At 72.5% G+C, this 24027-nt stretch carries 26 protein-coding genes and 1 pseudogene; 15 read left to right on the top strand and 12 right to left on the bottom strand.

Annotation, left to right across the window (positions count from 1 at the left end; all coding sequences use genetic code 11):
• The first annotated feature begins 39 nt into the window (after positions 1-39).
• Positions 40-804, top strand: a complete 765-nt coding sequence (locus ACZ4WZ_RS26530; RefSeq protein ID WP_467894046.1) for an LOG family protein — start codon at positions 40-42, stop codon at positions 802-804.
• Between the two features lie 86 nt (positions 805-890).
• Here ACZ4WZ_RS26530 and folP read toward each other — a convergent pair whose 3' ends face one another.
• A complete protein-coding gene (folP, locus tag ACZ4WZ_RS26525) occupies positions 891-1751 on the bottom strand; it encodes a dihydropteroate synthase (protein WP_388934023.1) in 861 nt (286 codons plus the stop codon).
• Between the two features lie 76 nt (positions 1752-1827).
• Between folP and ACZ4WZ_RS26520 the strand changes: the two genes are divergently transcribed.
• Together ACZ4WZ_RS26520 and ACZ4WZ_RS26515 are read left to right on the top strand one after the other, a co-directional pair.
• Complete coding sequence (locus ACZ4WZ_RS26520; RefSeq protein WP_467894044.1) at positions 1828-2163, top strand: DivIVA domain-containing protein; 336 nt, start codon at positions 1828-1830, stop codon at positions 2161-2163.
• A complete protein-coding gene (locus tag ACZ4WZ_RS26515; protein WP_467894042.1) occupies positions 2160-2741 on the top strand; it encodes a DNA-3-methyladenine glycosylase I in 582 nt (193 codons plus the stop codon). The genes ACZ4WZ_RS26520 and ACZ4WZ_RS26515 overlap by 4 nt, the downstream gene beginning before the upstream one ends.
• 55 nt (positions 2742-2796) lie before the next feature.
• Here the strand turns inward: ACZ4WZ_RS26515 and chcB are convergent, their stop codons facing one another.
• A complete protein-coding gene (gene chcB, locus ACZ4WZ_RS26510; RefSeq protein ID WP_467894041.1) occupies positions 2797-3600 on the bottom strand; it encodes a 2-cyclohexenylcarbonyl CoA isomerase in 804 nt (267 codons plus the stop codon).
• Positions 3601-3932: 332 nt separating this feature from the next.
• On the opposite strand from chcB, the gene ACZ4WZ_RS26505 reads away from it, so the two are divergent.
• Positions 3933-4100 carry a DUF3117 domain-containing protein gene (locus ACZ4WZ_RS26505; RefSeq protein ID WP_003966491.1) on the top strand — a complete coding sequence of 56 codons (168 nt, stop codon included), beginning with the start codon at positions 3933-3935 and terminating at the stop codon, positions 4098-4100.
• Positions 4101-4214: 114 nt separating this feature from the next.
• Here the strand turns inward: ACZ4WZ_RS26505 and ACZ4WZ_RS26500 are convergent, their stop codons facing one another.
• On the bottom strand, positions 4215-4877 hold the full coding sequence (locus tag ACZ4WZ_RS26500) for an O-methyltransferase (RefSeq protein WP_388934014.1): 663 nt from the start codon (positions 4875-4877) through the stop codon (positions 4215-4217).
• A 167-nt stretch (positions 4878-5044) separates the two neighbouring features.
• Between ACZ4WZ_RS26500 and sigE the strand changes: the two genes are divergently transcribed.
• The 5 genes and pseudogenes from sigE to ACZ4WZ_RS26475 all read left to right on the top strand — a co-directional run bounded on the left by sigE (position 5045) and on the right by ACZ4WZ_RS26475 (position 9347).
• Positions 5045-5824, top strand: a complete 780-nt coding sequence (gene sigE / locus ACZ4WZ_RS26495) for an RNA polymerase sigma factor SigE (protein WP_467894039.1) — start codon at positions 5045-5047, stop codon at positions 5822-5824.
• A pseudogene (locus ACZ4WZ_RS26490) lies at positions 5821-6321 on the top strand (anti-sigma factor family protein); the annotation flags it as partial. The gene sigE and the pseudogene ACZ4WZ_RS26490, both read left to right, overlap by 4 nt.
• A gap of 240 nt (positions 6322-6561) precedes the next feature.
• Positions 6562-7884 carry a S1C family serine protease gene (locus ACZ4WZ_RS26485; RefSeq protein ID WP_467894037.1) on the top strand — a complete coding sequence of 441 codons (1323 nt, stop codon included), beginning with the start codon at positions 6562-6564 and terminating at the stop codon, positions 7882-7884.
• 158 nt (positions 7885-8042) lie between these two features.
• On the top strand, positions 8043-8480 hold the full coding sequence (locus ACZ4WZ_RS26480) for a sec-independent translocase (RefSeq protein WP_467894035.1): 438 nt from the start codon (positions 8043-8045) through the stop codon (positions 8478-8480).
• 129 nt (positions 8481-8609) lie between these two features.
• Positions 8610-9347, top strand: coding sequence for a hypothetical protein (locus ACZ4WZ_RS26475; protein ID WP_467894034.1), 738 nt, complete (start codon positions 8610-8612; stop codon positions 9345-9347).
• A gap of 81 nt (positions 9348-9428) precedes the next feature.
• On the opposite strand, the gene ACZ4WZ_RS26470 is transcribed toward ACZ4WZ_RS26475, so the two are convergent.
• From ACZ4WZ_RS26470 to ACZ4WZ_RS26460, 3 genes are all read right to left on the bottom strand, one after another.
• Positions 9429-10589: an Mrp/NBP35 family ATP-binding protein gene (locus tag ACZ4WZ_RS26470; RefSeq protein WP_467894032.1), complete on the bottom strand. Its 1161-nt coding sequence runs from the start codon at positions 10587-10589 to the stop codon at positions 9429-9431.
• A 43-nt stretch (positions 10590-10632) separates the two neighbouring features.
• A complete protein-coding gene (locus tag ACZ4WZ_RS26465) occupies positions 10633-11208 on the bottom strand; it encodes a DUF1003 domain-containing protein (protein WP_467894084.1) in 576 nt (191 codons plus the stop codon).
• Between the two features lie 97 nt (positions 11209-11305).
• A complete protein-coding gene (locus ACZ4WZ_RS26460) occupies positions 11306-12577 on the bottom strand; it encodes a magnesium transporter MgtE N-terminal domain-containing protein (protein ID WP_467894030.1) in 1272 nt (423 codons plus the stop codon).
• A gap of 177 nt (positions 12578-12754) precedes the next feature.
• Here ACZ4WZ_RS26460 and ACZ4WZ_RS26455 point away from each other — a divergent pair, with 177 nt between their 5' ends.
• Positions 12755-13555 carry a hypothetical protein gene (locus ACZ4WZ_RS26455; RefSeq protein WP_467894028.1) on the top strand — a complete coding sequence of 267 codons (801 nt, stop codon included), beginning with the start codon at positions 12755-12757 and terminating at the stop codon, positions 13553-13555.
• Here ACZ4WZ_RS26455 and ACZ4WZ_RS26450 read toward each other — a convergent pair.
• Together ACZ4WZ_RS26450 and ACZ4WZ_RS26445 are read right to left on the bottom strand one after the other, a co-directional pair.
• Positions 13552-14064, bottom strand: coding sequence for a hypothetical protein (locus ACZ4WZ_RS26450; protein ID WP_467894026.1), 513 nt, complete (start codon positions 14062-14064; stop codon positions 13552-13554). The two genes, ACZ4WZ_RS26455 and ACZ4WZ_RS26450, sit on opposite strands and share 4 nt — an antisense overlap.
• 56 nt (positions 14065-14120) lie before the next feature.
• Positions 14121-15233 (bottom strand): magnesium and cobalt transport protein CorA, encoded by a 1113-nt coding sequence (locus ACZ4WZ_RS26445; protein ID WP_467894024.1) that lies wholly within the window; start codon positions 15231-15233, stop codon positions 14121-14123.
• Between the two features lie 378 nt (positions 15234-15611).
• Between ACZ4WZ_RS26445 and ACZ4WZ_RS26440 the strand changes: the two genes are divergently transcribed.
• Positions 15612-16196 carry a suppressor of fused domain protein gene (locus ACZ4WZ_RS26440; RefSeq protein ID WP_467894023.1) on the top strand — a complete coding sequence of 195 codons (585 nt, stop codon included), beginning with the start codon at positions 15612-15614 and terminating at the stop codon, positions 16194-16196.
• Positions 16197-16253: 57 nt separating this feature from the next.
• Positions 16254-16895 (top strand): DUF6758 family protein, encoded by a 642-nt coding sequence (locus tag ACZ4WZ_RS26435; protein WP_467894021.1) that lies wholly within the window; start codon positions 16254-16256, stop codon positions 16893-16895.
• A 435-nt stretch (positions 16896-17330) separates the two neighbouring features.
• Here the strand turns inward: ACZ4WZ_RS26435 and ACZ4WZ_RS26430 are convergent, their stop codons facing one another.
• Positions 17331-18089, bottom strand: a complete 759-nt coding sequence (locus ACZ4WZ_RS26430; protein ID WP_467894019.1) for a GntR family transcriptional regulator — start codon at positions 18087-18089, stop codon at positions 17331-17333.
• 134 nt (positions 18090-18223) lie between these two features.
• On the opposite strand from ACZ4WZ_RS26430, the gene ACZ4WZ_RS26425 reads away from it, so the two are divergent.
• From ACZ4WZ_RS26425 to ACZ4WZ_RS26415, 3 genes are all read left to right on the top strand, one after another.
• Entirely contained in the window at positions 18224-18478 is a 255-nt protein-coding gene (locus tag ACZ4WZ_RS26425) for a hypothetical protein (protein ID WP_467894017.1), read from the top strand.
• 584 nt (positions 18479-19062) lie between these two features.
• Positions 19063-19929, top strand: coding sequence for a PHP domain-containing protein (locus ACZ4WZ_RS26420; protein WP_467894016.1), 867 nt, complete (start codon positions 19063-19065; stop codon positions 19927-19929).
• A 61-nt stretch (positions 19930-19990) separates the two neighbouring features.
• Entirely contained in the window at positions 19991-20596 is a 606-nt protein-coding gene (locus ACZ4WZ_RS26415; RefSeq protein ID WP_467894014.1) for a MarC family protein, read from the top strand.
• Positions 20597-20656: 60 nt separating this feature from the next.
• On the opposite strand, the gene ACZ4WZ_RS26410 is transcribed toward ACZ4WZ_RS26415, so the two are convergent.
• The 3 genes from ACZ4WZ_RS26410 to ACZ4WZ_RS26400 all read right to left on the bottom strand — a co-directional run bounded on the left by ACZ4WZ_RS26410 (position 20657) and on the right by ACZ4WZ_RS26400 (position 23847).
• Positions 20657-20809, bottom strand: a complete 153-nt coding sequence (locus ACZ4WZ_RS26410) for a hypothetical protein (protein WP_183067205.1) — start codon at positions 20807-20809, stop codon at positions 20657-20659.
• Between the two features lie 95 nt (positions 20810-20904).
• Complete coding sequence (locus ACZ4WZ_RS26405; protein WP_467894012.1) at positions 20905-21774, bottom strand: alpha/beta fold hydrolase; 870 nt, start codon at positions 21772-21774, stop codon at positions 20905-20907.
• Positions 21775-21873: 99 nt separating this feature from the next.
• Entirely contained in the window at positions 21874-23847 is a 1974-nt protein-coding gene (locus tag ACZ4WZ_RS26400) for a DEAD/DEAH box helicase (RefSeq protein WP_467894082.1), read from the bottom strand.
• Positions 23848-24027 lie beyond the last annotated feature (180 nt).

Raw genomic sequence — 24027 nt, 5'->3', positions numbered from 1 at the left:
GCCTAACCTGATCCAACGATCAGCTGGAGGGAGCACATCATGGGCAACCACGGCAGTGCCGAGGGGTCCCGTCGTCGGCCCGAGGAGCAGCAGCTCGGGCCGGTGCTGCGCAGACGCGGCCAGGTGCAGGCGGGCAGCACGACGGACCAGAGGCTGCTGGACTCGGCCGGACCCTCCGAGTGGGTGCACACCGATCCCTGGCGGGTCCTGCGCATCCAGTCGGAGTTCATCGAGGGCTTCGGCACCCTGGCGGAGCTGCCGCCCGCGATCAGCGTGTTCGGCTCGGCCCGCACGCCGGTGGACTCGCCGGAGTACGAGGCGGGCGTACGGATCGGCAGCGCGCTCGTCGAGGCCGGCTTCGCGGTGATCACCGGCGGCGGCCCGGGCGCCATGGAGGCCGCCAACAAGGGTGCCCGCGAGGCGAACGGCATCTCCGTCGGCCTGGGCATCGAGCTCCCCTTCGAGCAGGGGCTCAACCAGCACGTGGACCTCGGGCTGAACTTCCGGTACTTCTTCGTCCGCAAGACGATGTTCGTGAAGTACAGCCAGGGCTTCGTGGTGCTGCCGGGCGGACTGGGCACGCTGGACGAGATGTTCGAGGCGCTGACCCTGGTGCAGACGCAGAAGATCACCAGGTTCCCCATCGTGCTCTTCGGCACGGAGTACTGGGGCGGTCTGATCGACTGGCTGCGCAACACGGTCATCGCCCAGGGCAAGGCCTCGGAGAAGGACCTCTACCTCTTCCACGTCACCGACGACGTGGAAGAGGCCATCGCGCTGGTGACGAAGGAAGTCGGCAAGTAGGGACGGGGGGCCGCGCCGCCCCGGCGCCGCGGCCCCGGCCTCCCCCCCCCCCCGGCGCCCCGCGGCCTCCCGCGGCCGACGCGGGGTCAGGCGAGTCCGCGGCGGGCCACGGCCGGCGGCCGGTGGCCCTGGATCGAGCGGACCATGTCGAGGACCTGCCGGGTCTCCGCGACCTCGTGGACGCGGTAGACCTGCGCGCCGAGCCAGGCCGAGACGGCGGTGGTCGCCAGGGTGCCCAGCAGGCGCTCCTTGACCGGCTTGTCGAGGGTCTCGCCGACGAAGTCCTTGTTGGACAGGGAGACCAGCACCGGCCAACCGGTTTCGGTCATCTCCGCGAGGCGGCGGGTGGCCTCCAGTGAGTGCCGGGTGTTCTTCCCGAAGTCGTGACCCGGGTCGATCATGATGGACTCCCGGGGCACCCCGAGGGCCTCGGCCCGCTCCGCGAGCCCGACCGTGACGCGCAGGATGTCCTCCATCACGTCCTCGTACGAGGTCCGGTGCGGCCGCGTGCGCGGCTCCACCCCGCCCGCGTGGGTGCAGACGATGCCCGCGCCGTAGCGCGCCGCGACCTCCGCCAGCCGGGGGTCCACCCCGCCCCACGCGTCGTTCAGCACGTCCGCCCCGGCCTCGCAGACCGCCTCGCCGACCTCGTGCCGCCAGGTGTCCACGCTGATCACCACGTCCGGGTGGCGGCGGCGCACCTCCGCCACGAAGCCGACCGTGCGCCGGGCCTCCTCCGCCGCGTCCACGTGCTCACCGGGGCCCGCCTTGACCCCGCCGATGTCGATGATCGCCGCGCCCTCGGCGACGGCCCGCTCCACCCGCTCGAGGGCCGGCTCGTCGCGGAAGGTCGCGCCCTGGTCGTAGAAGGAGTCCGGGGTGCGGTTCACGATGGCCATGATCACCGGCTCGTGGGTGTCGAACTCGCGCGTGCCCAGTCGCAGCATCCTGCTCTTTCCTCCTTCGGCGACCCTCGCGCCTCGTCTGCGACCTTAACCTGGTGGCCGGAGTCTCTCAGGGGAGTTGATCGTGTTCTGGTTCTTGCTGATCGCGCTGGTCGTGGTCGTGGCCGCGGTCACCCTCGCGGTGGTCGGCGCGGGCGCGGAGGCCGTGCTGCCCGAGGCCGAGCCGGACCGGGTCGCCGACGCGCTGCCGGAGAGCCGGCCGGTCGTACGGGCGGACATCGACGCCCTGCGCCTGCCGGTCGCGCCGCGCGGCTACCGGATGGCCGAGGTGGACGACGTACTGGACCGGCTCGCGGCCGAGCTGGCCGAGCGGGACGCGCGGATCGCGGAGCTGACGGCGGCGCGCGCCCAGGCCCCGGCGGACCGGGTCGACCTCACGAAGGACGAGCGGTGAGCGGCGCCGCGCCGCTGGCGGGCCCGGACGGCGGCCTGCGCTGTCCGTGGGGGCTGTCCACGGAGGACTACGTCCGCTATCACGACACCGAATGGGGCAGGCCCGTCCACGGGGACGACGCGCTGTACGAGCGGCTGTGCCTGGAGGCCTTCCAGTCCGGACTGTCGTGGCTGACGATCCTGCGCCGGCGCGAGGGCTTCCGCAAGGCGTTCTCGGACTTCCGGATCGCCGCGGTCGCGGAGTTCGGCCCGGCCGACGCGGAGCGGCTGATGGGCGACGAGGGGATCATCCGCAACCGGGCCAAGATCGAGGCCACCCTCGCCAACGCGAAGGTGCTGGCCGGCTGGGAGGCGGGGGAGCTGGACCGGCTGATCTGGTCGCACGCCCCCGAGGAGCCGGGCCGGGCCCCGAGGAGCACCGCCGACGTGCCGGCGGTGACCCCGGAGTCCACGGCCCTGGCCAAGGCCCTCAAGAAGGCGGGCATCCGCTTCGTCGGGCCGACCACGGCCTACGCCCTGATGCAGGCGTGCGGCCTGGTCAACGACCACCTGGAGGGGTGCGTCTCCCGCGGGGGCTAGGCCGTCTCTTCCGATCTCGCCTCACCCGCAAGATCCGAAAGAGACGACCTAGGCGTCAGCGGCCGAGGTACCGCGGCGGCCGCTTCGAGAGGAAGGCCTCGACGGCGATGGAGTGGTCCTCGGAGGCGCCCGCCCGGGTCTGGAGGACGTCCTCGCGCTCCAGGGCCTCGGAGAGGGAGTGCGAGGCGCCGTACGCCAGGGACTCCTTCAGGGCCGCGTAGGCCACCGTGGGGCCCGCGGCGAGGGCACGGGCGACCGCCTCGGCCTCGGCGTGCAGGGACTCGGCGGGGACCAGGCGGTTCGCGATGCCCAGCTCGTAGGCCTCCTGCGCCTTGACGGAGCGGGGGAACAGCAGCAGGTCGGAGGCCCGGGAGGCACCGATCAGACGGGGCAGTGTCCAGGACACCCCGGAGTCGGCGGTCAGCGCGACCCCGGCGAAGGAGGTGTTGAAGGACGCCGTGTCCGCGACGACGCGGTAGTCGGCCGCGAGCGCGAATCCGAAGCCGGCCCCCGCGGCGACGCCGTTCACCCCGGCCACGACGGGCTTGGGCATCTCCGTCAGGGCCCGCACGATCGGGTTGTAGTGCTCGGAGACGGTGCTCATCGTGAGCTTCGAGCCGCTCTCGCGGTCCGCCGCCAGGTTCCCGATGTGCTCCTTGAGGTCCTGGCCCACGCAGAAGGCCCGGTTCCCGGCGGCGGTGAGCAGCACCGCCCGTACGGCGGTGTCGGCGGCCGCCGCCCGGACGGCGTCGCGCAGGGCGACCTTGGCCTCCGTGTTCATGGCGTTCATCGCGTCGGGCCGGTTGATGGTGACGGTCGCGAGTCCGTCGGTGACTTCGTAGAGCACGCTGTCGGCCATGGCGGGGGTCCCCCTTCGTCGCGGGCTTGGCTACCGGCCGGTACCGGCCGGTGCAAGGGCCAGCATGGCGGACGGGACCGGGGGTGGTCATGTGATGTGCGTCAAACAAAGCGGAGCCCCAGCCCTGGGGGCAGCGGCGAAGTATCGCAGGCGGATCCCCGAAATGAGTGGTTTTGGCCGAGCGCGTTGCGCAAGCGTTCCCGTCCGATGTTGGTCATCGGGTCCTGACATGCGGGATAATGGCTGGGAAGCAATGTGTTCGATGCCGGGTACTAGGCGCCTGAACGGGGCCGTCGGCTGACGATGAGCTGGTTTCAGGAAGGGGAACGAGCATGGCGGCCATGAAGCCGCGGACGGGCGACGGCCCGCTCGAGGTCACCAAGGAGGGGCGAGGCATCGTCATGCGCGTACCGCTCGAAGGCGGTGGTCGGCTCGTCGTGGAGCTGACCCCGGACGAGGCGGACGCCCTGGGTGACGCCCTGAAGAAGGTCGTCGGCTGAGCCTCGGCACCACCAGATCTTGACACCGCCCCCGCCGCTTCGCGGCGGGGGCGGTGTCGCGTTCCCCCGGGCCGGTCCAGGGGCCGCCCGGCGCTCGCGGGGCCGTTCGGCGGGTCAGCGGCGGACCGCGCAGAGGAGCCCGTCGCCCACCGGGAGCAGGGCCGCCTCCAGGGCCGGGCTCTCCCGGACGCTGCGCAGCAGCTCGCGCACCCGGATGACCTCCACCGGCTGCGCGGCGGAGTCGACGGTGCGCCCGTCGGCGAAGACCCCCTCGAAGCACACCAGCCCGCCCGGCCTCAGCAGACGCAACGATTCCGCGAGGTAGTCGAGGGACTCGGCCGGGTCGCCGTCGCAGAAGACCAGGTCGTACCCGCCGTCGGCGAGCCGGGGCAGGACGTCCAGGGCGCGGCCCGGGATGAAGCGGGCCCGGTTGCCCGCGAAGCCGGCGGCGCGGAAGGCCTGGCGGGCGAAGGCCTGCCGGTCGGCTTCGGGGTCCACGGTGGTCAGGACCCCGTCCGGCCGCATCCCGTGCAGCAGGTGGATCCCCGAGACGCCGGTGCCCGTACCGATCTCGGCGACGGCCTTGGCGTCGGCGGTGGCGGCGAGCAGACGCAGCGCGGCCCCGGTGCCGGGGGACACGGACCGCAGGCCCGCTTCCCTGGACCGGTCTCGGGCCCATCGCAGAGCGTCGTCCTCGGCGACGAACGCGTCGGCGAACGCCCAGCTCGTCTGCCGGTTGCCGCTAATGACCCTCTCCTGTCCCCATAGTTGGCGCAACGGTGACTGTATCCGCTGGCGTCGGGAACCCGCAGATGGGACCGGGCGTTGGGAGGGTGAGAGGCGGGATAGAGGGGACGGCTGTGGGCAGATCGGCGGTCCGGACCCCGAGGCTCGTGCAAAGTTAGTGCAAAAACGCTTATCCAGAGCTGACGGGAGGGGTGGCTATGGTAGGGGCTCCACTGGACACCACCAGAGCCGACAGGGGAGGTGCGGCTGCGCTTGTGGATCGTGGAGGCGTACTGAGACGTCTCTTCTGGTCGGCGGGTGAGCCGAAATCCGTGACCTACACTGCTGACCGCTTCCACACCGCCCACACCGCGACCACCGCGACCTTCGCCGCCGATGCGGGCTCCCAGGCGTGGACCCCTCCCACCTGGGAGGAGATCGTCAGCACGCACAGCGCGCGGGTCTACCGCCTCGCCTACCGCCTGACGGGCAACCAGCACGACGCCGAGGACCTGACGCAGGAAGTCTTCGTCCGCGTCTTCCGCTCGCTGTCCACCTACACGCCCGGCACCTTCGAGGGCTGGCTGCACCGCATCACCACCAACCTGTTCCTGGACATGGTGCGCCGCAAGCAGCGGATCCGTTTCGACGCGCTGGGCGACGACGCCGCCGAGCGGCTGCCGAGCCGTGAGCCGTCCCCCCAGCAGGTGCTCCACGACACCCACTTCGACGCGGACGTGCAGCAGGCGCTGGACACCCTCGCGCCCGAGTTCCGTGCCGCCGTGGTGCTCTGCGACATCGAGGGCCTGTCCTACGAGGAGATCGCCGCCACGCTCGGGGTGAAGCTCGGCACGGTCCGCAGTCGGATCCACCGGGGCCGCTCGCACCTGCGCAAGGCGCTCAAGCACCGCTCTCCCCAGGCCCGCGCCGAGCAGCGCGCGCTGGCGGGCGTGTCGGTGGGCGCGCCGGGTGCCGGCGGAGAGGGCGGAGCCGAGTGAGCGGAGCCAGTCCCTCCCCCGCCGAACAGCACCTGGGCGACCGGCTCGCCGCCCTGGTGGACGGGGAGCTGAAGCACGACGCGCGCGAGCGGGTGCTGGCGCACCTGGCCACCTGCGCCAAGTGCAAGGCCGAGGCCGACGCGCAGCGCCGGCTGAAGACCCTGTTCGTGGAGAGCGCCCCGCCGCCGCTGTCCGCCGGGCTGCTGGCCCGGCTCCAGGGGCTGCCGGGAGCGGGCCCCGAGGGGCCCGCCGGGCCGGGCGGCGGACCGGGGGCTCCGCTCGCGCCCCCGGCTCCGGGTGTCGACCCCTTCTCCTCGTTCGGGTACTCCGCCCCGGCCGCCCCGCGCGAGGGTTTCCGTATCCACGAGGTGGGTCGGCCCAGACGCCGCTTCGCCTTCGTGGCGGCGGGAGCCGTGTCACTGGCCGCGCTCGCGCTCGGCGGCTCGCTGCCGCTGGACGGGCTCGAGCCGAAGGCCCGGGGCGAGGCGCCCGCGACCCGGCCGGGGCCCTCCGTGCCGCTGACCGACGCCTTCGTCCGTGACCGCGTCCCCACCCCCGTGGCGCCGACCGGCCCGGTGCCGGCGGGGCAGCTGCCCTCGGTGGCTCCCTCGGTCCCGGTGACGGCGGAGCCGGTCTCGCTCTCCCGCTGACCCGGGCCCCCCGGGGGCCCGGGCACCTGGTTGAATCTGCGGCACACGCGCCGCCCCGCGGTGCGCCAGGCCCGCGGGGGAGTGCCCATGTCCGACAGTCAGCAGAACGGTCCGGCTCCGACGTGGTGGAGCCGGCCCGCGGACGCCCCGGAGCCCGGCCCGCGGGCGGACACCGCCGGGGCCCCGCCCGTTCCCGCCTCCGAGCCCGCTCCGGCCGCCGCTCCCGCCGCCGGGGCCGGCCGCCCCCGCTACGACCCCTGGGCCGCCGCTCCGCTCCAGGTCGTCGACCGCGGCGGGCCGCGCCGCGCCCCCGGGCTGTGGACGCTGGCCCTGCTCGGCACCGTCATCGCCCTCCTCGCGGGGTGCGCGGGCGGCTACCTCGGCATCCTCGCCGAGCGGCGCACCGCCACCCGGCTGGAGCTCCCGCAGGCCGCCGCCGACGACAAGGGCCGGGCCCCCGACAGCGTGGCGGGCATCGCGGCCACCGCACTGCCCGGCGTGGTCACCCTGCACGTCAGCGGGGGCGGCGGCAGCGGCACCGGAACCGGCTTCGTCCTCGACGGGCAGGGCCACATCCTGACGAACAACCACGTCGTCGCCGACGCCCGGGACATCACGGTCACCTTCAGCACCGGCGAGAGCGTCCCCGCCGAGCCGGTCGGCCACGACAGCGGCTACGACCTGGCGGTGGTGAAGGTCAGCGGTGTCCGCGGCCTGCGCCCGCTGGCCCTCGGCAACTCCGAGAACGTCCGCGTCGGCGACCCGGTGGTGGCCATCGGCGCCCCCTTCGACCTCTCCAACACCGTCACCTCGGGCATCATCAGCGCCACCGGCCGCCCCATCACCGCGGGCGGCGGCAAGCGCGACGGCAGCGACATCAGCTACGTCGACGCCCTCCAGACCGACGCCCCCATCAACCCCGGCAACTCCGGCGGCCTCCTCCTCGACTCCCGCGCCCACGTGATCGGCATCAACAGCGCCATCCGCGGCGCCGACAAGGGCGAGGACGGCGACGACCCCACCCGCCAGAGCGGCAGCATCGGCCTCGGCTTCGCCATCCCCGTCAACCAGGGCAAACGGGTCGCCGAGGAACTCATCCGCACCGGCCGCGCCACCCACCCCGTCATCGGCGTCACCCTGGACATGGAGTACAAGGGCGACGGAGCCCGGGTCGACGCCGAGGGCGAGGCCGGCAAGCCCTCCGTGGTGGCCGACGGGCCGGGCGCCCGCGCCGGGATCAGGCCCGGCGACGTGATCACCAAGGTGGACGGCGTACGCGTACACGGCGGCGACGAGCTCATCATCAAGATCAGGGCGCACCGGCCCGGCGACCGCCTCGGCCTGACCGTGCTGCGCGACGGCGGGGAACGCACCCTGACCGTGGCCCTCGGCTCGGCGAGCGGCTCCTGAGACGCCCCGGGGCGCCGGCGGGCGGCGCGGTCCGCCACACGAATACCGGATGACGCCCGGGTGAATCCGCGAAGGGTCCCGCACCGGCGTAGGGGCGCGCAAGAAACGCCGGGTACCGTTGACCGGGCCGGATGTGGAGAGAGCCGAGGAGCGGCAAGGTGTTCAACGACATAGGCGCACTCGAGCTGGTCACCATCGTGGTGCTCGCCATCCTCGTCTTCGGCCCGGACAAGCTGCCGAAGGTGATCCAGGACGTCTCGGGCTTCATCAGGAAGATCCGCGCGTTCTCGGACAGCGCCAAGCAGGACATCCGCTCCGAACTGGGCCCGGAGTTCAAGGACTTCGAGTTCGAGGACCTGAACCCGAAGACCTTCATCCGCAAGCAGCTGACCGAGAACGAGGACCTCCAGGAACTGCGCAGCAGCTTCGATCTCCGCAAGGAGCTGAACGAGGTCACCGACGCGGTCAACGGCCGCGAGGCCGACGAGCCCCGTGCCGCCGCCGCGCCCGCCGCCGGCGCCGGCCCGGACCTGCTGAAGAAGCCCGCGCCCCCCGCCCAGGAGCCGCGCACCCCCTTCGACGCCGACGCCACCTGAGCCGCAGCCTGCCGGTCGAACCGGGGCCGGATGGCTATCCTCCATCTGTCCGGACCCGGGCCGCCCGCGGAGGGGGGCACCCCAGCGCAGCGAGGGCCGTTCCGGACCCCACGGAACGAGAGGCCACCCATGGAGACGACGAGCAGTAGCCGCGTAGGCGCGCAGCCTGCCGAAGCCCCCGAAGACGCACCGCCCGCGCTGACCGAGCCCGCGGAGCACACCGGCCAGGCCGGCACCGGCCGGCCCCCCGAGGCCGCCTCACCCGTCCCGGCCGCCCGCCGGGCGGCGGCGGGCTACCTGAACGCGCAGTTCCCCTGGTACGGGCTGGACGGGGCCTTCACCGGCCCCCGCTGGCTCATGCAGGTCGGCACCGGAGCCGACGGCACCGTGGAGCACGGCTCCACCGGCCACGGCGACGAACCGTCCGCCCGCGGCGAGATCGCCACCGGCGAGAAGGACCGCTTCGCGGTGGTGGTCACGGTCGCCAGCAACCCCCTGCGCCGCAGCGGCGACGGCACCGGCGTCCTGGAGGCCACCTCGGTCTCCTCGGCGGCCTGGCTGGCCGGCTCGGGGCTGCTCGCCTACAGCTGGCCGCCGCAGATGGACCACACCCGGCGCGACGACTGGCTGGACCAGCAGACCGAGGCCGCCTGGGAACTCGCCGACGACCTCACCGGGCCGGACTGGTCGACGCTGTCGCTGCCGGTGGACGGCGAACCGACGCCGTTCCACTACCGCGAGTCGGAATTCGGATGGGTGCTCGCCGGATCCACGGGGAACGGGGTCCACATCGGGGCCTACGGGCGGGGGATGAGCGCCTACGGGCTCGGCTTCTCCGCGATCGCCGACCTCGGGGCGTACGAGTAGACCCGGCGCGCGGACCGGGTACGCGAAAGGGCACCGCCCGCAGGCGGTGCCCTCGACGCGGGCCAGGCGGGGCTTCGGGGTTTAGAACTTGTTGCGCGGGGTGATCCCCAGGGACATGCCCGACAGGCCGCGCGCGCGGCCGCCCAGCTTGCCCGCGATCGTTCGCAGGGCCGCACCCGCCGGGGAGTCCGGGTCGGACAGGACGACCGGCTTGCCGTCGTCGCCGCCCTCGCGCAGCCGCACGTCGATCGGGATCGTGCCGAGCACGGGAACCGTCGAGCCGACCGTCCTCGTCAGACCGTCGGCGACCTTCTGACCGCCGCCCGAACCGAACACGTCCACCATCTCGTCGCAGTGCGGGCACGGCAGGCCCGACATGTTCTCGACGACGCCGACGATCTTCTGGTGCGTCTGCACCGCGATCGAGCCGGCCCGCTCCGCGACCTCGGCGGCCGCCTGCTGCGGGGTGGTCACGACGAGGATCTCGGCGTTCGGCACCAGCTGCGCCACGGAGATCGCGATGTCGCCGGTGCCCGGCGGCAGGTCCAGCAGCAGCACGTCCAGGTCGCCCCAGAACACGTCCGCCAGGAACTGCTGGAGGGCTCGGTGCAGCATCGGGCCGCGCCACACCACGGGGGCGTTGCCCGGGGTGAACATGCCGATGGAGATGACCTTCACACCGTTGGCGGACGGCGGCATGATCATGTTCTCGACCTGGGTGGGCTTGCCCTCCACGCCCAGCATCCGCGGCACGCTGTGCCCGTAGATGTCGGCGTCGACCACGCCGACCTTCAGACCGTCGGCCGCCATCGCCGCGGCCAGGTTGACCGTCACGGAGGACTTGCCGACGCCGCCCTTGCCGGAGGCGACCGCGTAGACACGGGTCAGCGAACCGGGCTTGGCGAAGGGCACCTCCCGCTCGGCGGTGCCGCCGCGCAGCGTGGCCGCCAGCTCCTTGCGCTGCTCGTCGCTCATCACGTCCAGGGAGACGGCGACGGAGGTGACGCCCGCGACCTTCTCCACGGCCTCGGTCACGTTCTTCGTGATGGTCTCGCGCATGGGGCAGCCCGACACCGTGAGGTAGACCGTGACGGCGACGGCGCCGCCCTCACCGATCTCCACCGATTTGACCATGCCGAGCTCGGTGATCGGCCGGTGGATCTCGGGGTCGTTGACCGTCGCCAGCGCGTCCAGGATCGCGTCCTGCTCCGGCACGGCGGCGGAGGGTGTCTCGGTAGCCATGTCCCCGATGGTACGGCTCGGCGGCAGGGCTCAGGTAAGCCGATCAGCGGTCGCCTTCGTCACTTTCCCCGGGGAATAGACGCCGCTCGTCCATCTCCTTGATCAGGTCCTGGAACTCCGACCTGATCCAGTCGCGGGTGGCGACCTCGCCCAGGCCCATCCGCAGCGCCGCGATCTCCCGCGTCAGGTACTCCGTGTCGGCGATGGAGCGCTCGTTCTGCTTGCGGTCCTGCTCCAGGTTGACCCGGTCCCGGTCGTCCTGCCGGTTCTGCGCGAGCAGGATCAGCGGGGCCGCGTACGAGGCCTGGAGGGACAGCATCAGCGTCAGGAAGATGAAGGGGTACTCGTCCCAGCGCATGTCCTTCGGCGCGAAGATGTTCCACAGCACCCACACCACGATGACCAGGGTCATCCAGACGATGAACCGGCCCGTGCCCAGGAACCGCGCGACCCGCTCCGACAGCCGCCCGAAAGCCTCCGGGTCGTACTCCGGCAGCAGCCTGCGGCGCGCCGCACGCGGCTGGTCGAGCCGTACGCGCGAACGCGTCAGCGCGCTCGCGCCGGTGGGCGCCGCGCTCCTCGCCCGTTCGCCGGAACGTTCCGTCCGCTCGTGGCGCAGCCGCTCCGCGGCCTCCTCCAGCCGCTCCGAGAGCCCCTCCCGGGCATGCTCGCGCCGCTCGCGGCGCCGCTCCCGCGCCGCGTCGCCACGCCCGCGCTCAGTGCCCACGCAGGGCCTCCTCGGAGTGGAAGTCCGTCTCCCGCCAGTCGTCGGGCAGCAGGTGGTCCAGTACGTCGTCGACGGTGACCGCCCCCAGCAGGGAGCCGCTCTCGTCTACGACGGGCGCCGCGACCATGTTGTACGCGGCCAGGTAGCTCGTCACCGCCGGCAGCGAGGCGTCCGGGCGCAGCGGCGGCAGGTCCGCGTCCACGAGGGAACTGACCAGGGTGAACGGGGGGTCGCGCAGCAGCCGCTGGAAGTGCACCGTCCCCAGGTACTTGCCCGTCGGCGTCTCGTCCGGCGGCCGGCAGACGTAGACCTGCGCCGCCAGCGCCGGTGACAGGTCGGACTTGCGCACGCGGGCCAGCGCGTCCGCGACCGTCGCGTCCGGGCGCAGCACGATCGGCTCCGTCGTCATCAGACCGCCCGCCGTGTTCTCCTCGTACGACAGCAGTCGGCGCACGTCGGCCGCGTCGTCCGGCTGCATCAGCGTCAGCAGCCGCTCCTTCTCCTCCTCCGGCAGCTCCGAGAGCAGGTCGGCCGCGTCGTCCGGGTCCATGGCCTCCAGGACGTCGGCGGCGCGCTCCTCCTTCAGCTTGCCGAGGATCTCCACCTGGTCGTCCTCGGGCAGCTCCTCCAGGACGTCCGCGAGCCGGTCGTCGTCGAGCGCGTTGGCCACCTCGGCGCGCCGCTTCGGCGTCAGGTGGTGCAGGACGTTCGCCAGGTCCGCCGGACGCATCTGCTCGAAGGTCGCGACCAGGTTCTCGGCACCCTGGCCCTCCTCCTCCAGGGAGAAGCCGGTGACCGCCGACCACTCCACGGTCAGCGTCTCGCCGCGCCGGCGCAGCGCGCCGCCCTTGCCCTTGCGCACGAAGATCCGGTCGATCTCCCAGTCACGGCGCGCCGGCAGCTGCTGGATGGCCACGTCCAGGACGGTGACCTCCTCGCCCGTGGCGACCAGCGTCACCCGGCGGTCCAGCAGTTCGCCGAGGACCAGCCGCTCGGTGGGGCGCTGCTCGAAGCGCCGCATGTTGACGACACCGGTGGTGATGACCTGGCCGGACTCCACACCCGTCACCCGGGTCATCGGCAGGAAGATCCGGCGCCGGCTGACCACCTCGACCACCAGGCCCAGCAGCCGGGGCGGACGGCCGCCGACCCGCAGCATCGCGACGATGTCGCGGACACGGCCGACCTGGTCGCCGTTGGGGTCGAAGACGGGCACACCGGACAGATGCGAGACGAAGATCCGCGGGGCGCCTGCAGCCATCCGTGCGCCTCCTAGAGCGTCCATCAACAGTCGTGCCGAGCCTCAGGCTAGCCCGTGCCGCGGGAAGGCGTCCTGGTGGGGCTGTCCGGCCGGGGTGTCCGGGGCCCCGGGGGGACCGCGCCCCGGGGCGGGTACGCTGCCTGCTGCCCGCAGACCCCCGACGAGAGGCACCCGCCCGTGACCGCCTACACCTCCGCCGTACGGTTGCGCCGGGCCGCCTTCATCGGTGCCCTGTGCGCGGGCCTCACCGTCGCCGGGACGGGCTGCGCGGAGAAGACGGATCCGGACAAGGGGACGAACGGGGTCGGCAAGCTCACCGCTGACAAGATCGAGGGCCAGGCCAAGGCCGCCGCGACCGCGGCGAACTCGGTCCACCTCTCGGGCACGCTCGTCACCGGCGGCAAGACCTTCACCCTCGACATGCGGCTGAAGGCGGACGGCGGCTCCGGCGAGGTGAAATCGGCCGAGGACACCTTCCAGCTGCTGCGGGTCGGCGAGCAGCTGTACCTGAAGGCCAGCGCGGCCTTCTGGGGGAAGTCCGACTCGGCGGGCAAGCTCGGGGACAAGTACGTGAAGGTGCCCGAAGGGGATCCCTCGTACAAGCAGTTCCGCGGCTTCACCGACATGCACGTCCTGCTGGACGGGCTGCTGGGCCTCCAGGGCAAGCTCAGCAAGGGCGCCTACACCACGGTCGGGCACACCCGCGCGGTCCCCGTCTCGGCGGACGCCGGCAAGGGCGGCAAGCTGTCGGTGTCCCTGGAGGGGACCCCGTACCCGCTGCTGATGGAGCGTGCGGGCGGCGCCGGCCGGGTGGAGCTCTCCGAGTGGGGCAAGCCCTTCCCGCTGGAGGCGCCCGCGCAGGACCAGACCGTGGACTACGGCAGCCAGCTGCCCACCACCAAGGACGGCAAGGGCACCGGCCCCACCGCCTCCCCGGCCCCCTCGAAGTCTGGCCAGGGATCCGACCCCACCCGCTAGCGTCCCGCCCTCTTCCGCTTCAGCAGCAGCTTCGGCAGGCCCGCCGGGACCGGCCCGCGGGTGACCGCCGGGGAGCCCAGCGGCCGGGCGGCCAGCGAGCCGGCCGGCAGCCGGTCGGCCACCGCCACCGGCTCCAGGCGCAGCAGCCGGCACTCGCGCGCCCAGCGCTGCGTCATCTGCTCCGAGTCGGGCGCGTTCAGCCGCTTCCCCTTGAGCTCGGCGACGGCGGCCTCCCAGGAGTCGCTGCCGGGCACGAGCTCCCGTACGGCCGCGGTCCAGGCCACGAGCCGGCCGCCCTTGTCCTTGCTGCGTACGGTCACCTCGGCCGAGGCGCCGTCGGTGAGCCCGGGGAACGGCTGCTCGCCCGGCCCGTCGCCGAGCACGTGCGCGGCGCCGTCCACCCAGGCGTGCCACAGGGCCCGGTCGGCACCGGTGCCGCGGACCCAGATCAGGCCGGACTTCTTGGAGGCCTCCTCGACGAGGGCCAGATCGAGCGCGCTGAGAGTCATGCGCACAGGGTAGGCGGTGCCCACCCGGCCGGTGGGACCGGCGGCACCCGGAGGGTCTACAGCCAGCCGTTGCGGCGCAGGGTCCGGTGGATGGCGAAGCAGCTGCCCACGATGGCGGCCATCACCAGCGGATAGCCGTAGCGCCAGTGCAGCTCCGGCATGTGCTCGAAGTTCATCCCGTACACGCCGCAGATCATCGTCGGCACGGCGATGATCGCCGCCCAGGAGGTGATCTTGCGCATGTCCTCGTTCTGCGCGACCGAGGCCTGGGCGAGGTTCGCCTGGAGGATCGAGTTCAGCAGCTCGTCGAAGCCGATGACCTGCTCGTGCACCCGCGCGAGGTGGTCGGCCACGTCCCGGAAGTACTTCTGGATGTCGGGGTCCACCAGCCGCATGGGCCGCTCGCTCAGCAGCTCCATCGGGCGCAGCAGCGGCGAGACCGCCCGCTTGAACTCCAGCACCTCGCGCTTGAGCTGGTAGATGCGGCCCGCGTCACCGCCCCGGGCGACGCCCTTGGCGGGAGCGGCGAAGACCGCGCTCTCCACCTCGTCGATGTCGTCCTGCACGGCCGCCGCGACCGCGATGTACCCGTCGACCACGTGGTCGGCGATGGAGTGCAGCACGGCCGAGGGGCCCCGCGAGAGCAGCTCCGGGTCGCCCTGGAGGCGGTGGCGCAGGTTCCGCAGGGAGCCCTGTCCGCCGTGCCGGACGGTGATGACGAAGTCGGGGCCGGTGAAGCACATCACCTCACCCGTCTCCACCACCTCGCTGGTGGCGGTGAGTTCGGCGTGCTCCACGTAGTGGATCGTCTTGAAGACGGTGAAGAGGGTCTCGTCGTAGCGCTCCAGCTTCGGCCGCTGGTGGGCGTGCACCGCGTCCTCCACGGCGAGCGGGTGCAGGCCGAAGGTGGCGGCGATCCCGGCGAACTCGTCGTGGGTGGGCTCGTGCAGACCGATCCAGGCGAAGCCCCCGTCCTCGCGCACCCGGCGCAGGGCCTCACGGGGCGTCAGACGGTCCCCCTGCGCCCGCCGGCCGTCGCGGTAGACGGCGCAGTCGACCACCGCGCTGCTGGTGGAGGGGTCGCGGGTGGTGTCGTAGCCGGGCTGTACGGGGGTGGGCTTGCGCAGTGCCGGACGGACGGCGGCACGGAGGTAGGGCAGCATCGACATGGCAGGCTCCTTCTCGCGCACGGCCGCTGGACCGTACGGGTGGGAGGCCCTCTGCGGACCGGGGGCGGGCAGCCCGGGGCCGACGGAGGGAAACAGGACGGGAGGACAAAGTTCTGCCGTCGCTCTTCTGCTGATCAGAAGATCAAAGGTGGCTGGAGCCGCCCTTGACGGACGCCGAAGAGCGATTGGTACTGCACGATCGACTTCGGTCCATCGCAGCCCCACCTCCTCCGGCCGGTCCCCCGTGGGGGACGTCCTGTCGCCGGAGCCCTGAAACAACTCTTCTGAGTGCGGCCCCGACCAGCTGTCAACACTATCAGCCGACGGATGGTCAAGACCCGCCCTTTACCCGCCGGATACGAGTTCTATGCTCGCTGCATGGCAGAAATTCTGGCCCTCGTCGAAGCCCGGCTGCGCAGCACGCTCGGCGAACCCGACGCCCGCGCCTCCGTCACCTTCCTTGGCACCGACCGCATCGAGGTCCTCCGCTTCGCCGAGGGCGACCTCGTCCGGTACGCGACCCTCGGCATGTCCGCCCACCCGATGACCGACCCCACCGCCGTCGTCGCCGACCCGGTGCGCGGCCCGCGCGCCGAACTGGTACTGACCGTACGGGCGGGCCTCGCGCCCACCGACAAACTGCTGCGGCCGCTGGCGGTGCTGGCGGCCTCCCCGATGGTCGAGGGGCTGGTGGTGGCCCCCGGAGCCTCGCTCGACGTCGGCGAACCGCTCTGGGACGGGGCGCCGTTCAGCTCCGTCCTCGTCGCCGAGCCCGGCGGACTGGTCGAGGACCTGGAACTCGACGAGCCCATGGAGCCCGTCCGCTTCCTCCCCCTCCTCCCCATGACGGCGAACGAGGCCGCCTGGAAGCGGGTGCACGGAGCCGCCGCGCTCCAGGAGCGCTGGCTCGCGCGCGGCACGGATCTGCGGGACCCTCTGCGTACGGCCGTCGCACTGGACTGAGCCCGGACGGGTGACCGCGTCTTGACGACGCCCCGGGCGGGGAGGAGCGTGCTTCTTATGAGGGGCGAACCGAGTTGCCCGAAGTGCGGTGGCCGGGTCCGTGCGCCCGGCCTCTTCTCCGACTCGTGGCAGTGCGCGGTGCACGGCGCCGTCCACCCGCTACAGCCTGTGATCCCGCCCAGCGTCGAGGGGCTGGAGGTGGTCGTCAACCGGGCGAACGTGCCCGTGTGGATGCCGTGGCCGCTGCCGGTCGGCTGGCTGTTCACCGGCGTCGCGAGCGCCGGTGACGACCGCAGCGGCGGCCGGGCCACCGCCGTGGCCTGCACCGGCCCGGGACCGCTCGGCGGTCTCGGGGAGCTGGTCCTGATCGCGGAGGAGCTGGGCGTCGGACTCGGCTCCCGCTTCGCCGGCATCGACGCCCCCGACCCGGGGCCGTACATCGACGTCTCCTCCCCGCCGCACGCCAAGGTCGTCGCCGCGGGCCGGCCCACTCCGCTGTGGCACCTCAACGGAGCTCCCGACGACCGCGCCGTCTTCGCGGGGGAGGCGCGCGGGCTGTGGCTGTGGGCCATCGTCTGGCCGGAGCAGACGGGCCTCCTCATGTACGACGAACTGGTACTGACGGACCTCCGCGACGCCGGCTCGGAGGTCGAGCTCCTCCCCTGCGGCGCCCTGAGCCCCCGCATCCTGGGGCCGTGAGGGGCGGGGGCTGCGGGGGCGGTGTCCTGCCCGGGCGGTCTCACAGCCGGTTTGGGGGGTTCCCGTCAGTCCCATCGTCCTTCCGGTGCGTGCCGGCCCGTCAAGGGCGCTCCTTCGTCGCGTCGCTTCGCGATGGCCTTCGGCCACCCTTGACAGCCCGACCCGCCCCGGAAAGCCGAAAGACTGCCGGGAACCCCCCAGAAGAACGGTCACGGGGCAGGCGGAGGGGAGCGGCTCCCTCAGTGACGAGACGAGGGGCCGGGCCCTGGCCGTGTCCCGCATTCGGGCCCGTGCGCTGCCCGGCCAGGCCTGGGGTCCGGCTACCCGCACCACATGGCGACCAGGGCAGCATCCGGGACCGGTGGGCGCGTCAGATCGCTACACGCTTCTCTGGTCTCGGCGACTGGCGGTTGGTGCCGCCATCGCCGGAAAGCACTAGGCGTCGAAGTCGTATTCCAGGACGTAGGAAGCAGAGTCCAGAGTCATGTCGTTGACCTCAACGGCCCGGCCGTCCCCCGCGAACGCGGTGCGGACGATCTGGATGACGGGCGTCCCCAAGGAGAGGGCGAGACGTTCGGCCTCGCCGGCGGAAGGCATACGGCACCGAACCTCCTCACGGAAGTGAACGGGCTCGTGGCCCAGCTCGGCCAGCCTTGCGTATGTCCCACCAGGCCCGGTGTCGGACCGGGTGATGGCAGAGGCGGCCACGATGTCTGACGGCAAATGGGACGTCGCGAAGAGCACCGGCTTGCCGTCCAGGACGAACCGGCGGCTGCGCACCCAGACCGGAGACTCGTCCGGAATGCCGAGAGCCGAGGCAATCGCGTCACTCGCCGGCTCTTCGTGCACCTCGACCTGATCGACGACGAGTTCTCGATCTGCGCTGTCCGTCGACCAGATGGAACGTCCCGAACCCCACTGTTCCTGCGCGAGCCGCTGGATGCCATGCCGTCGCAGGGGCCTGAAAGCTCGGACGAAGACACCGGCACCCTTGCGCGCTTCCGCGAGGCCTTCGCTCTGGAGCACGCCGAGGGCCTGGCGTGCGGTCATCCGCGCGACATCGTAGGTGGCCATGAGGTCGTTCTCGCCCGGCAGACGGTCACCCGGGCCGTACTCGCCGGACCGGATCGCCGCCCTCAGCGCGTCAGCAATCCGCTGGTACTTCGGCTGGCGAGTGCCGCCCTGGCTGCTCATTGAAACGATCACTCCTTCTCTTCTCTAGACACACTAGGGCCAAACGGCCCAATATGGAGACCTCAGCGAAAACCTCTTGAACCGTGCTCAAGTCGGCTGGGAACGCTTCCTCTGCACCTTCGAGGCGGCGTCCGATGAGTGAGTGCTACGAGTACGTGCCCCACCGGCTCCTCCGCCGTTGCGTCCGCGACATCGCCTCGGGCGTCGAGGGCGTGCTGATGGCGGTGATCAACGAGAACGTCTCGGACACCGGTGTCGAGCGCTGGATGGAGCTCGCCTACATCCGTAACGCCTCCGGTCGGGAGTTCACCACGGCCGTGGGCAACGTCGAGCCCGCCTTTGACCAGCCCCGGACGGCCAGCGGACGCCGAGACCAGAGGAGCGCGTAGCGATCTGTCGCGCCCACCGGTCCCGGATGGGGCCGGACGGTCGTCGGACGCTATGCCGGGAGGAGCGCGTAGCGATCTGTCGCGCCCATCCGCTTCCCTCGCTGCTCTGGTCGGCATGTGGTGCGGGTAGTGGGCCTCCGGCCCGGGTTCGCTGTCTGGTGGGCCCGGATCCGGGAGAGGCCGACGCCTGGCCCCTCGTCTCGTCGCTGAGGGACCCGCCCCTCCATTCCTGCCCCGTGACCGTTCTTTTGGGGGGTTCCCGGCAGTCCTTGTCTTTCCGGGGCGGGTCGGTCGGTCAAGGGTGGCCGAAGGCCATCGCGAAGCGACGCGACGAAGGAGCGCCCTTGACGGACCGGCACGACACGGAAGGACGATGGGACTGACGGGAAACCCCCAAACCAGCCCTGAGACGGCCCCGCCGACACCCCGCCCCCGCAGCCCCCGCCCCGCCCGGAACGCCGGTGGCCGACCACCCCCCGCCCCCGGCCCCCTACCGCGAGGCCCCCCGCCCCGTGGGGCCGTCTCGGGCCCCGCGAGCGGTACCCTGGGGTGTCCCCCGTCCGCGTGAACCCTGGAGTCCGGCTGTGCGCATCGACCTGCACGCCCACTCCACGGCCTCCGACGGCACCGACACCCCCGCCGAGCTGGTGCGCAACGCCGCCGCCGCCGGGCTGGACGTGGTCGCGCTGACCGACCACGACACCGTCGGGGGATACGCCGAGGCCATTGCCGCGCTCCCGGCCGGGCTGACGCTGGTCACCGGCGCCGAGCTGTCCTGCCGCCTCGACGGCGTCGGCATGCACATGCTGGCGTACCTCTTCGACCCCGAGGAGCCCGAGCTCGCCCGCGAGCGGGAACTCGTACGGGACGACCGCACCCCCCGCGCCCAGTCCATGGTGGGCAAGCTCCAGGCGCTCGGGGTGGACGTCACCTGGGAGCAGGTGGCCCGGATCGCCGGCGACGGCTCCGTGGGCCGGCCCCACATCGCCACCGCCATGGTCGAGCTGGGCGTCGTCCCCACCGTGTCCGACGCGTTCACCGCCGACTGGCTCGCCGACGGCGGCCGCGCGTACGCCGAGAAGCACGAGCTCGACCCCTTTGACGCCATCCGCCTGGTCAAGGCGGCCGGCGGGGTCACCGTCTTCGCGCACCCCGCCGCCGTCAAGCGCGGCGCATGCGTGCCCGAGTCCGCGATAGCCGCCCTCGCGGCCGCGGGCCTGGACGGCATCGAGGTGGACCACATGGACCACGACGCCGCCACCCGCGCCCGGCTGCGCGGACTGGCCGGGGACCTCGGTCTGCTGACGACCGGCTCCAGCGACTACCACGGCAGCCGCAAGACCTGTCGTCTCGGGGAGTACACCACGGACCCCGAGATCTACGGCGAGATCACGCGCCGGGCGGCGGGGGCCTTCCCCGTGCCCGGTGCCGGTGGAGACGCCCGCGCGTAAGCGCCGCGCCCACACCTCCCCTCCCGCTTTTCGGTAACACCCCTCACTGCAAGGCATCACTGTGTTTGATTTCGCCGTCTTCGGATCCCTTTTTCTCACGCTTTTTGTGATTATGGACCCCCCGGGGATCACGCCGATCTTCCTGGCCCTGACCTCGGGCCGTCCCGCGAAGGTCCAGCGCCGCATGGCCTGGCAGGCCGTCTGCGTGGCCTTCGGAGTCATCGCCGTCTTCGGCATCTGCGGCCAGCAGATCCTGGACTACCTGCACGTCTCCGTCCCGGCGCTGATGATCGCCGGTGGCCTGCTGCTCCTGCTGATCGCGCTCGACCTGCTCACCGGCAAGACGGACGAGCCCAAGCAGACCAAGGACGTCAACGTCGCGCTCGTCCCGCTGGGCATGCCGCTGCTGGCCGGTCCCGGTGCGATCGTCTCCGTCATCCTTGCCGTGCAGAAGGCCGACGGCGTGAGCGGCCAGGTCTCCGTCTGGGTCGCGATCGCCGCCATGCACGTCGTGCTGTGGCTGACCATGCGCTACTCGCTGGTGATCATCCGCGTCATCAAGGACGGCGGCGTCGTCCTCGTCACCCGGCTCGCCGGCATGATGCTGTCGGCCATCGCCGTCCAGCAGATCATCAACGGCGTGCTCCAGGTCATCCGCGGCGCCTGACCGCCCCCACGCATGCGAAACGCCCCCGCACCGGATCGGTGCGGGGGCGTTTCGAAATCATCAGGAGGACGCACTCTCGGCCGGTCGGATCAGGATGCGCTGGCCGATGGAGGCCGCCTGCTGCACGATCCGGTTGACGGAGGCCGCGTCCACGACGGTGCTGTCCACGGCGGTTCCGTCGACGTCGTCCAGGCGCAGAATCTCGAAGCGCACGGCTTCTCCCTTCGTCGGTGTTCTCCTTGCACAGGGGTCAACAGGTGTCGCGCGAGAAACATTCCCTACGCTAAGGAAATTTTTTCCTTACCTAACTACCGGCCGCTAAAGGATCGCCAGAAGTCCACTAGAGCACCAGCCGTGACCTGCGGGTTCTCCGCGTTGGGGGAGTGCTCCGCGCCCTCGACCACCACACGGGAAGCAGCCAGACGGACGGCCATCTCGTCCATCAGCGACACCGGCCAGGCGTAGTCGACCACACCGGACAGGACCAGCTTGGGCAGCGGCACCGCCGCCAGCTCCGCCACCCGGTCGGGCTCCGAGATCAGCACCCGCCCCGTGGTGATCAGCTGCTCCGGAGCCGTGCGCAGCCACCGCTCGCGCAGGAACGCCGCCAGCTCGGCGGAGTCGGGCTCGGCGTCCGGCGGGTCCTGGGCGCGCATCGCCGTCCATACGGCCCCCATGTCCTCCCGCAGTTCCTCCAGCGCCATGACCAGCAGCTTCGTACGGGCCTGCTGCTCCTCCGCGATGGCGGCGGGCCCGCTGCTCAGCAGGGTGAGGGAGGCGAAGGGCGCGGCGTCGCGGAGCACCGCGGCGCGCGCGACGAGCCCGCCCAGGGAGTGGCCGACCAGGTGCAGGGGCTCTCCTCCCGGGCCCGCGCCCAGTGCGCGGGCCTGCGCCAGCACGTCGAGCGCCAGCTCCGGGAGCTCGTACGCGGCCTCGTCGCGCGGGCCGGGGCTCTCGTACTGGCCGCGCCCGTCGACGGCGACCACCCGGTATCCGGCGGCGGCGAGCGGCTCCAGCAGGGCGATGAAGTCCTCCTTGCTGCCCGTGAACCCGGGGACCAGCAGGGCCGTTCCGCGTACGGGCTCGCCCGCCTCGTGGACGGCGAACTCGCCGCGGGCGGTGTGCAGGCGGTACGCGCGGGCGACGGGGGGCAGCGTGAGGCGCGGCGGCTTGCTCATGGCCCGAGGTTACCGGCCCGTAGTGCGGCCCGGTACGGCGACGGCCCCGGCCCCCTCGAAGGGGACCGGGGCCGTCGTACGGGCGTCTGCCCGGCCGGGTCAGCGGAACCGGCGGGTCGTCCTGACCGGCTCGACCGGCGGGGCCATCTGGAAGTCCGGCTCCGGAGCCGCGGCCACGGCCGCCTTCCGGGCCCGGGTCCGGCGCGGCGCGGGCGCGTCGGCGACGGCGCCCTTGACCACGTCGGGGATCGGGGTCGGCGCGGCCTTGCGCGTCGGGACCCGGCGCGGCTTGACCGGGGCCGCCCCGGCGGCCGGGGTCTCGACGGCGGGGGCCTCGGCGGCGGCCTTGCGGGTCCGCGTCCGCTTCGGCTTGACCGGGGCCTCCTCGGCCACGGCCGGAGCCTCGGCCACGGGGGCCTCCACCACGGCCGGAGCCTCGGCCACGGGAGCCTCGACGGCGGGGGCCTCGGCGACGGTGGCCTTGCGGGTCCGCGTGCGCTTCGGCTTGACCGGGGCCTCCTCGGCCACGGCCGGAGCCTCGGCCACGGGGGCCTCCACCACGGCCGGGGTCTCGACCACGACCGCCACCGGAGCGGTGACCGCGGCGGGGGCCTCGGTGACGGCGGCCTCGGCCACCGCGGCGACGGCCGAAGCGCTCACCCGCGTCCGGCGACGGCGAGGCCGGCGCGACTCGTCGGCGGCGGGAACCTCGGCGGCCGGCGCCTCGGCCACGGCGGCGGACTCGACGCCCGCCTCCCCGTCCAGCTCGGCACCGCCACGGGTCCGGCGACGCTGGCGCGGCGTCCGGGTACGCGGCGGACGTTCCTCGGTCACCACGGCGGCGGCGGCAGCACCGCGGCCGCCACGGCCACCGCGCCCGCCGGTCTCGCCCAGGTCCTCGAGGTCCTCGGCCTTCAGGCCGGCCCGCGTGCGCTCGGCGCGCGGCAGGATGCCCTTGGTGCCGGCCGGGATGTTCATCTGCTCGTACAGGTGCGGGGACGTGGAGTACGTCTCGACCGGGTCGTGGAAGTCCAGCTCCAGCGCCTTGTTGATCAGCTGCCAGCGCGGGATGTCGTCCCAGTCGACCAGGGTGACGGCGATGCCCTTGTTGCCCGCGCGGCCGGTGCGGCCCACGCGGTGCAGGAAGGTCTTCTCGTCCTCCGGCGTCTGGTAGTTGATGACGTGCGTCACGCCCTCGACGTCGATGCCGCGCGCGGCGACGTCGGTGCACACCAGCACGTCGACCTTGCCGTTGCGGAACGCGCGCAGCGCCTGCTCGCGGGCGCCCTGGCCCAGGTCGCCGTGGACGGCGCCCGAGGCGAAGCCGCGCTTCTCCAGCTGCTCGGCGATGTCGGCCGCCGTGCGCTTGGTACGGCAGAAGATCATGGCCAGGCCACGGCCCTCGGCCTGGAGGATGCGGGAGACGAGCTCCGGCTTGTCCATGTTGTGCGCACGGAAGACGTGCTGCGTGATGTTGGCGACGGTCACGCCCTCGCCCTCGGGCGAGGTGGCGCGGATGTGCGTCGGCTGCGACATGTACCGGCGGGCCAGGCCGATGACCGCGCCCGGCATGGTCGCCGAGAACAGCATCGTCTGGCGCTTCGCGGGCAGCAGGTTCATGATCTTCTCGACGTCGGGCAGGAAGCCCAGGTCGAGCATCTCGTCGGCCTCGTCCAGGACGAGGGCCTTGACGTGCGAGAGGTCGAGCTTCTTCTGCCCCGCCAGGTCCAGCAGGCGGCCCGGGGTGCCGACGATCACGTCGACGCCCTTCTTGAGCGCCTCGACCTGGGGCTCGTAAGCGCGGCCGCCGTATATGGCGAGGACGCGGACGTTGCGGACCTTGCCCGCGGTGAGCAGGTCGTTGGTGACCTGGGTGCAGAGCTCGCGGGTGGGAACCACCACGAGGGCCTGGGGAGCGTCGGTCAGCTGGTCGGGCCTGGCCCGGCCGACCTCGACGTCCGCGGGGACGACGACCCGCTCCAGCAGCGGAAGGCCGAAACCGAGCGTCTTGCCGGTTCCGGTCTTCGCCTGGCCGATGACGTCCGAGCCGGAGAGGGCGACGGGGAGGGTCATCTCCTGGATGGGGAAGGGGGACACGATGCCGACGGCTTCGAGGGCCTCGGCCGTCTCGGGGAAGATCCCGAGGTCACGGAAAGTAGTCAGGGTGCTGCCTCTTCTGTGAGACGCGGCGCGAGGCGGCGAGGGGGTCTTACCGTGCCGGGCCTGCAGGACTGCGCCCACGTTCGGGCGAGC

The sequence above is a fragment of the Streptomyces sp. NPDC029122 genome (assembly GCF_055569445.1).
Note: the sequence above shows the minus strand (reverse complement) of the source record. Positions and strands in the feature narration are given on the sequence as shown.

Bases quoted from the DNA above. Each gene is read 5' to 3' on its own strand.
- ACZ4WZ_RS26530 (WP_467894046.1), top strand. From the start codon at position 40: ATGGGCAACCACGGCAGTGCCGAGGGGTCCCGTCGTCGGCCCGAGGAG.
- folP (WP_388934023.1), bottom strand. From the start codon at position 1,751: ATGCTGCGACTGGGCACGCGCGAGTTCGACACCCACGAGCCGGTGATC.
- chcB (WP_467894041.1), bottom strand. From the start codon at position 3,600: ATGGCCGACAGCGTGCTCTACGAAGTCACCGACGGACTCGCGACCGTC.
- ACZ4WZ_RS26505 (WP_003966491.1), top strand. From the start codon at position 3,933: ATGGCGGCCATGAAGCCGCGGACGGGCGACGGCCCGCTCGAGGTCACC.
- sigE (WP_467894039.1), top strand. From the start codon at position 5,045: ATGGTAGGGGCTCCACTGGACACCACCAGAGCCGACAGGGGAGGTGCG.
- ACZ4WZ_RS26485 (WP_467894037.1), top strand. From the start codon at position 6,562: ATGTCCGACAGTCAGCAGAACGGTCCGGCTCCGACGTGGTGGAGCCGG.
- ACZ4WZ_RS26475 (WP_467894034.1), top strand. From the start codon at position 8,610: ATGGAGACGACGAGCAGTAGCCGCGTAGGCGCGCAGCCTGCCGAAGCC.
- ACZ4WZ_RS26470 (WP_467894032.1), bottom strand. From the start codon at position 10,589: ATGGCTACCGAGACACCCTCCGCCGCCGTGCCGGAGCAGGACGCGATC.
- ACZ4WZ_RS26460 (WP_467894030.1), bottom strand. From the start codon at position 12,577: ATGGCTGCAGGCGCCCCGCGGATCTTCGTCTCGCATCTGTCCGGTGTG.
- ACZ4WZ_RS26450 (WP_467894026.1), bottom strand. From the start codon at position 14,064: ATGACTCTCAGCGCGCTCGATCTGGCCCTCGTCGAGGAGGCCTCCAAG.
- ACZ4WZ_RS26445 (WP_467894024.1), bottom strand. From the start codon at position 15,233: ATGTCGATGCTGCCCTACCTCCGTGCCGCCGTCCGTCCGGCACTGCGC.
- ACZ4WZ_RS26440 (WP_467894023.1), top strand. From the start codon at position 15,612: ATGGCAGAAATTCTGGCCCTCGTCGAAGCCCGGCTGCGCAGCACGCTC.
- ACZ4WZ_RS26435 (WP_467894021.1), top strand. From the start codon at position 16,254: ATGAGGGGCGAACCGAGTTGCCCGAAGTGCGGTGGCCGGGTCCGTGCG.
- ACZ4WZ_RS26430 (WP_467894019.1), bottom strand. From the start codon at position 18,089: ATGAGCAGCCAGGGCGGCACTCGCCAGCCGAAGTACCAGCGGATTGCT.
- ACZ4WZ_RS26425 (WP_467894017.1), top strand. From the start codon at position 18,224: ATGAGTGAGTGCTACGAGTACGTGCCCCACCGGCTCCTCCGCCGTTGC.
- ACZ4WZ_RS26405 (WP_467894012.1), bottom strand. From the start codon at position 21,774: ATGAGCAAGCCGCCGCGCCTCACGCTGCCCCCCGTCGCCCGCGCGTAC.
- ACZ4WZ_RS26400 (WP_467894082.1), bottom strand. From the start codon at position 23,847: ATGACCCTCCCCGTCGCCCTCTCCGGCTCGGACGTCATCGGCCAGGCG.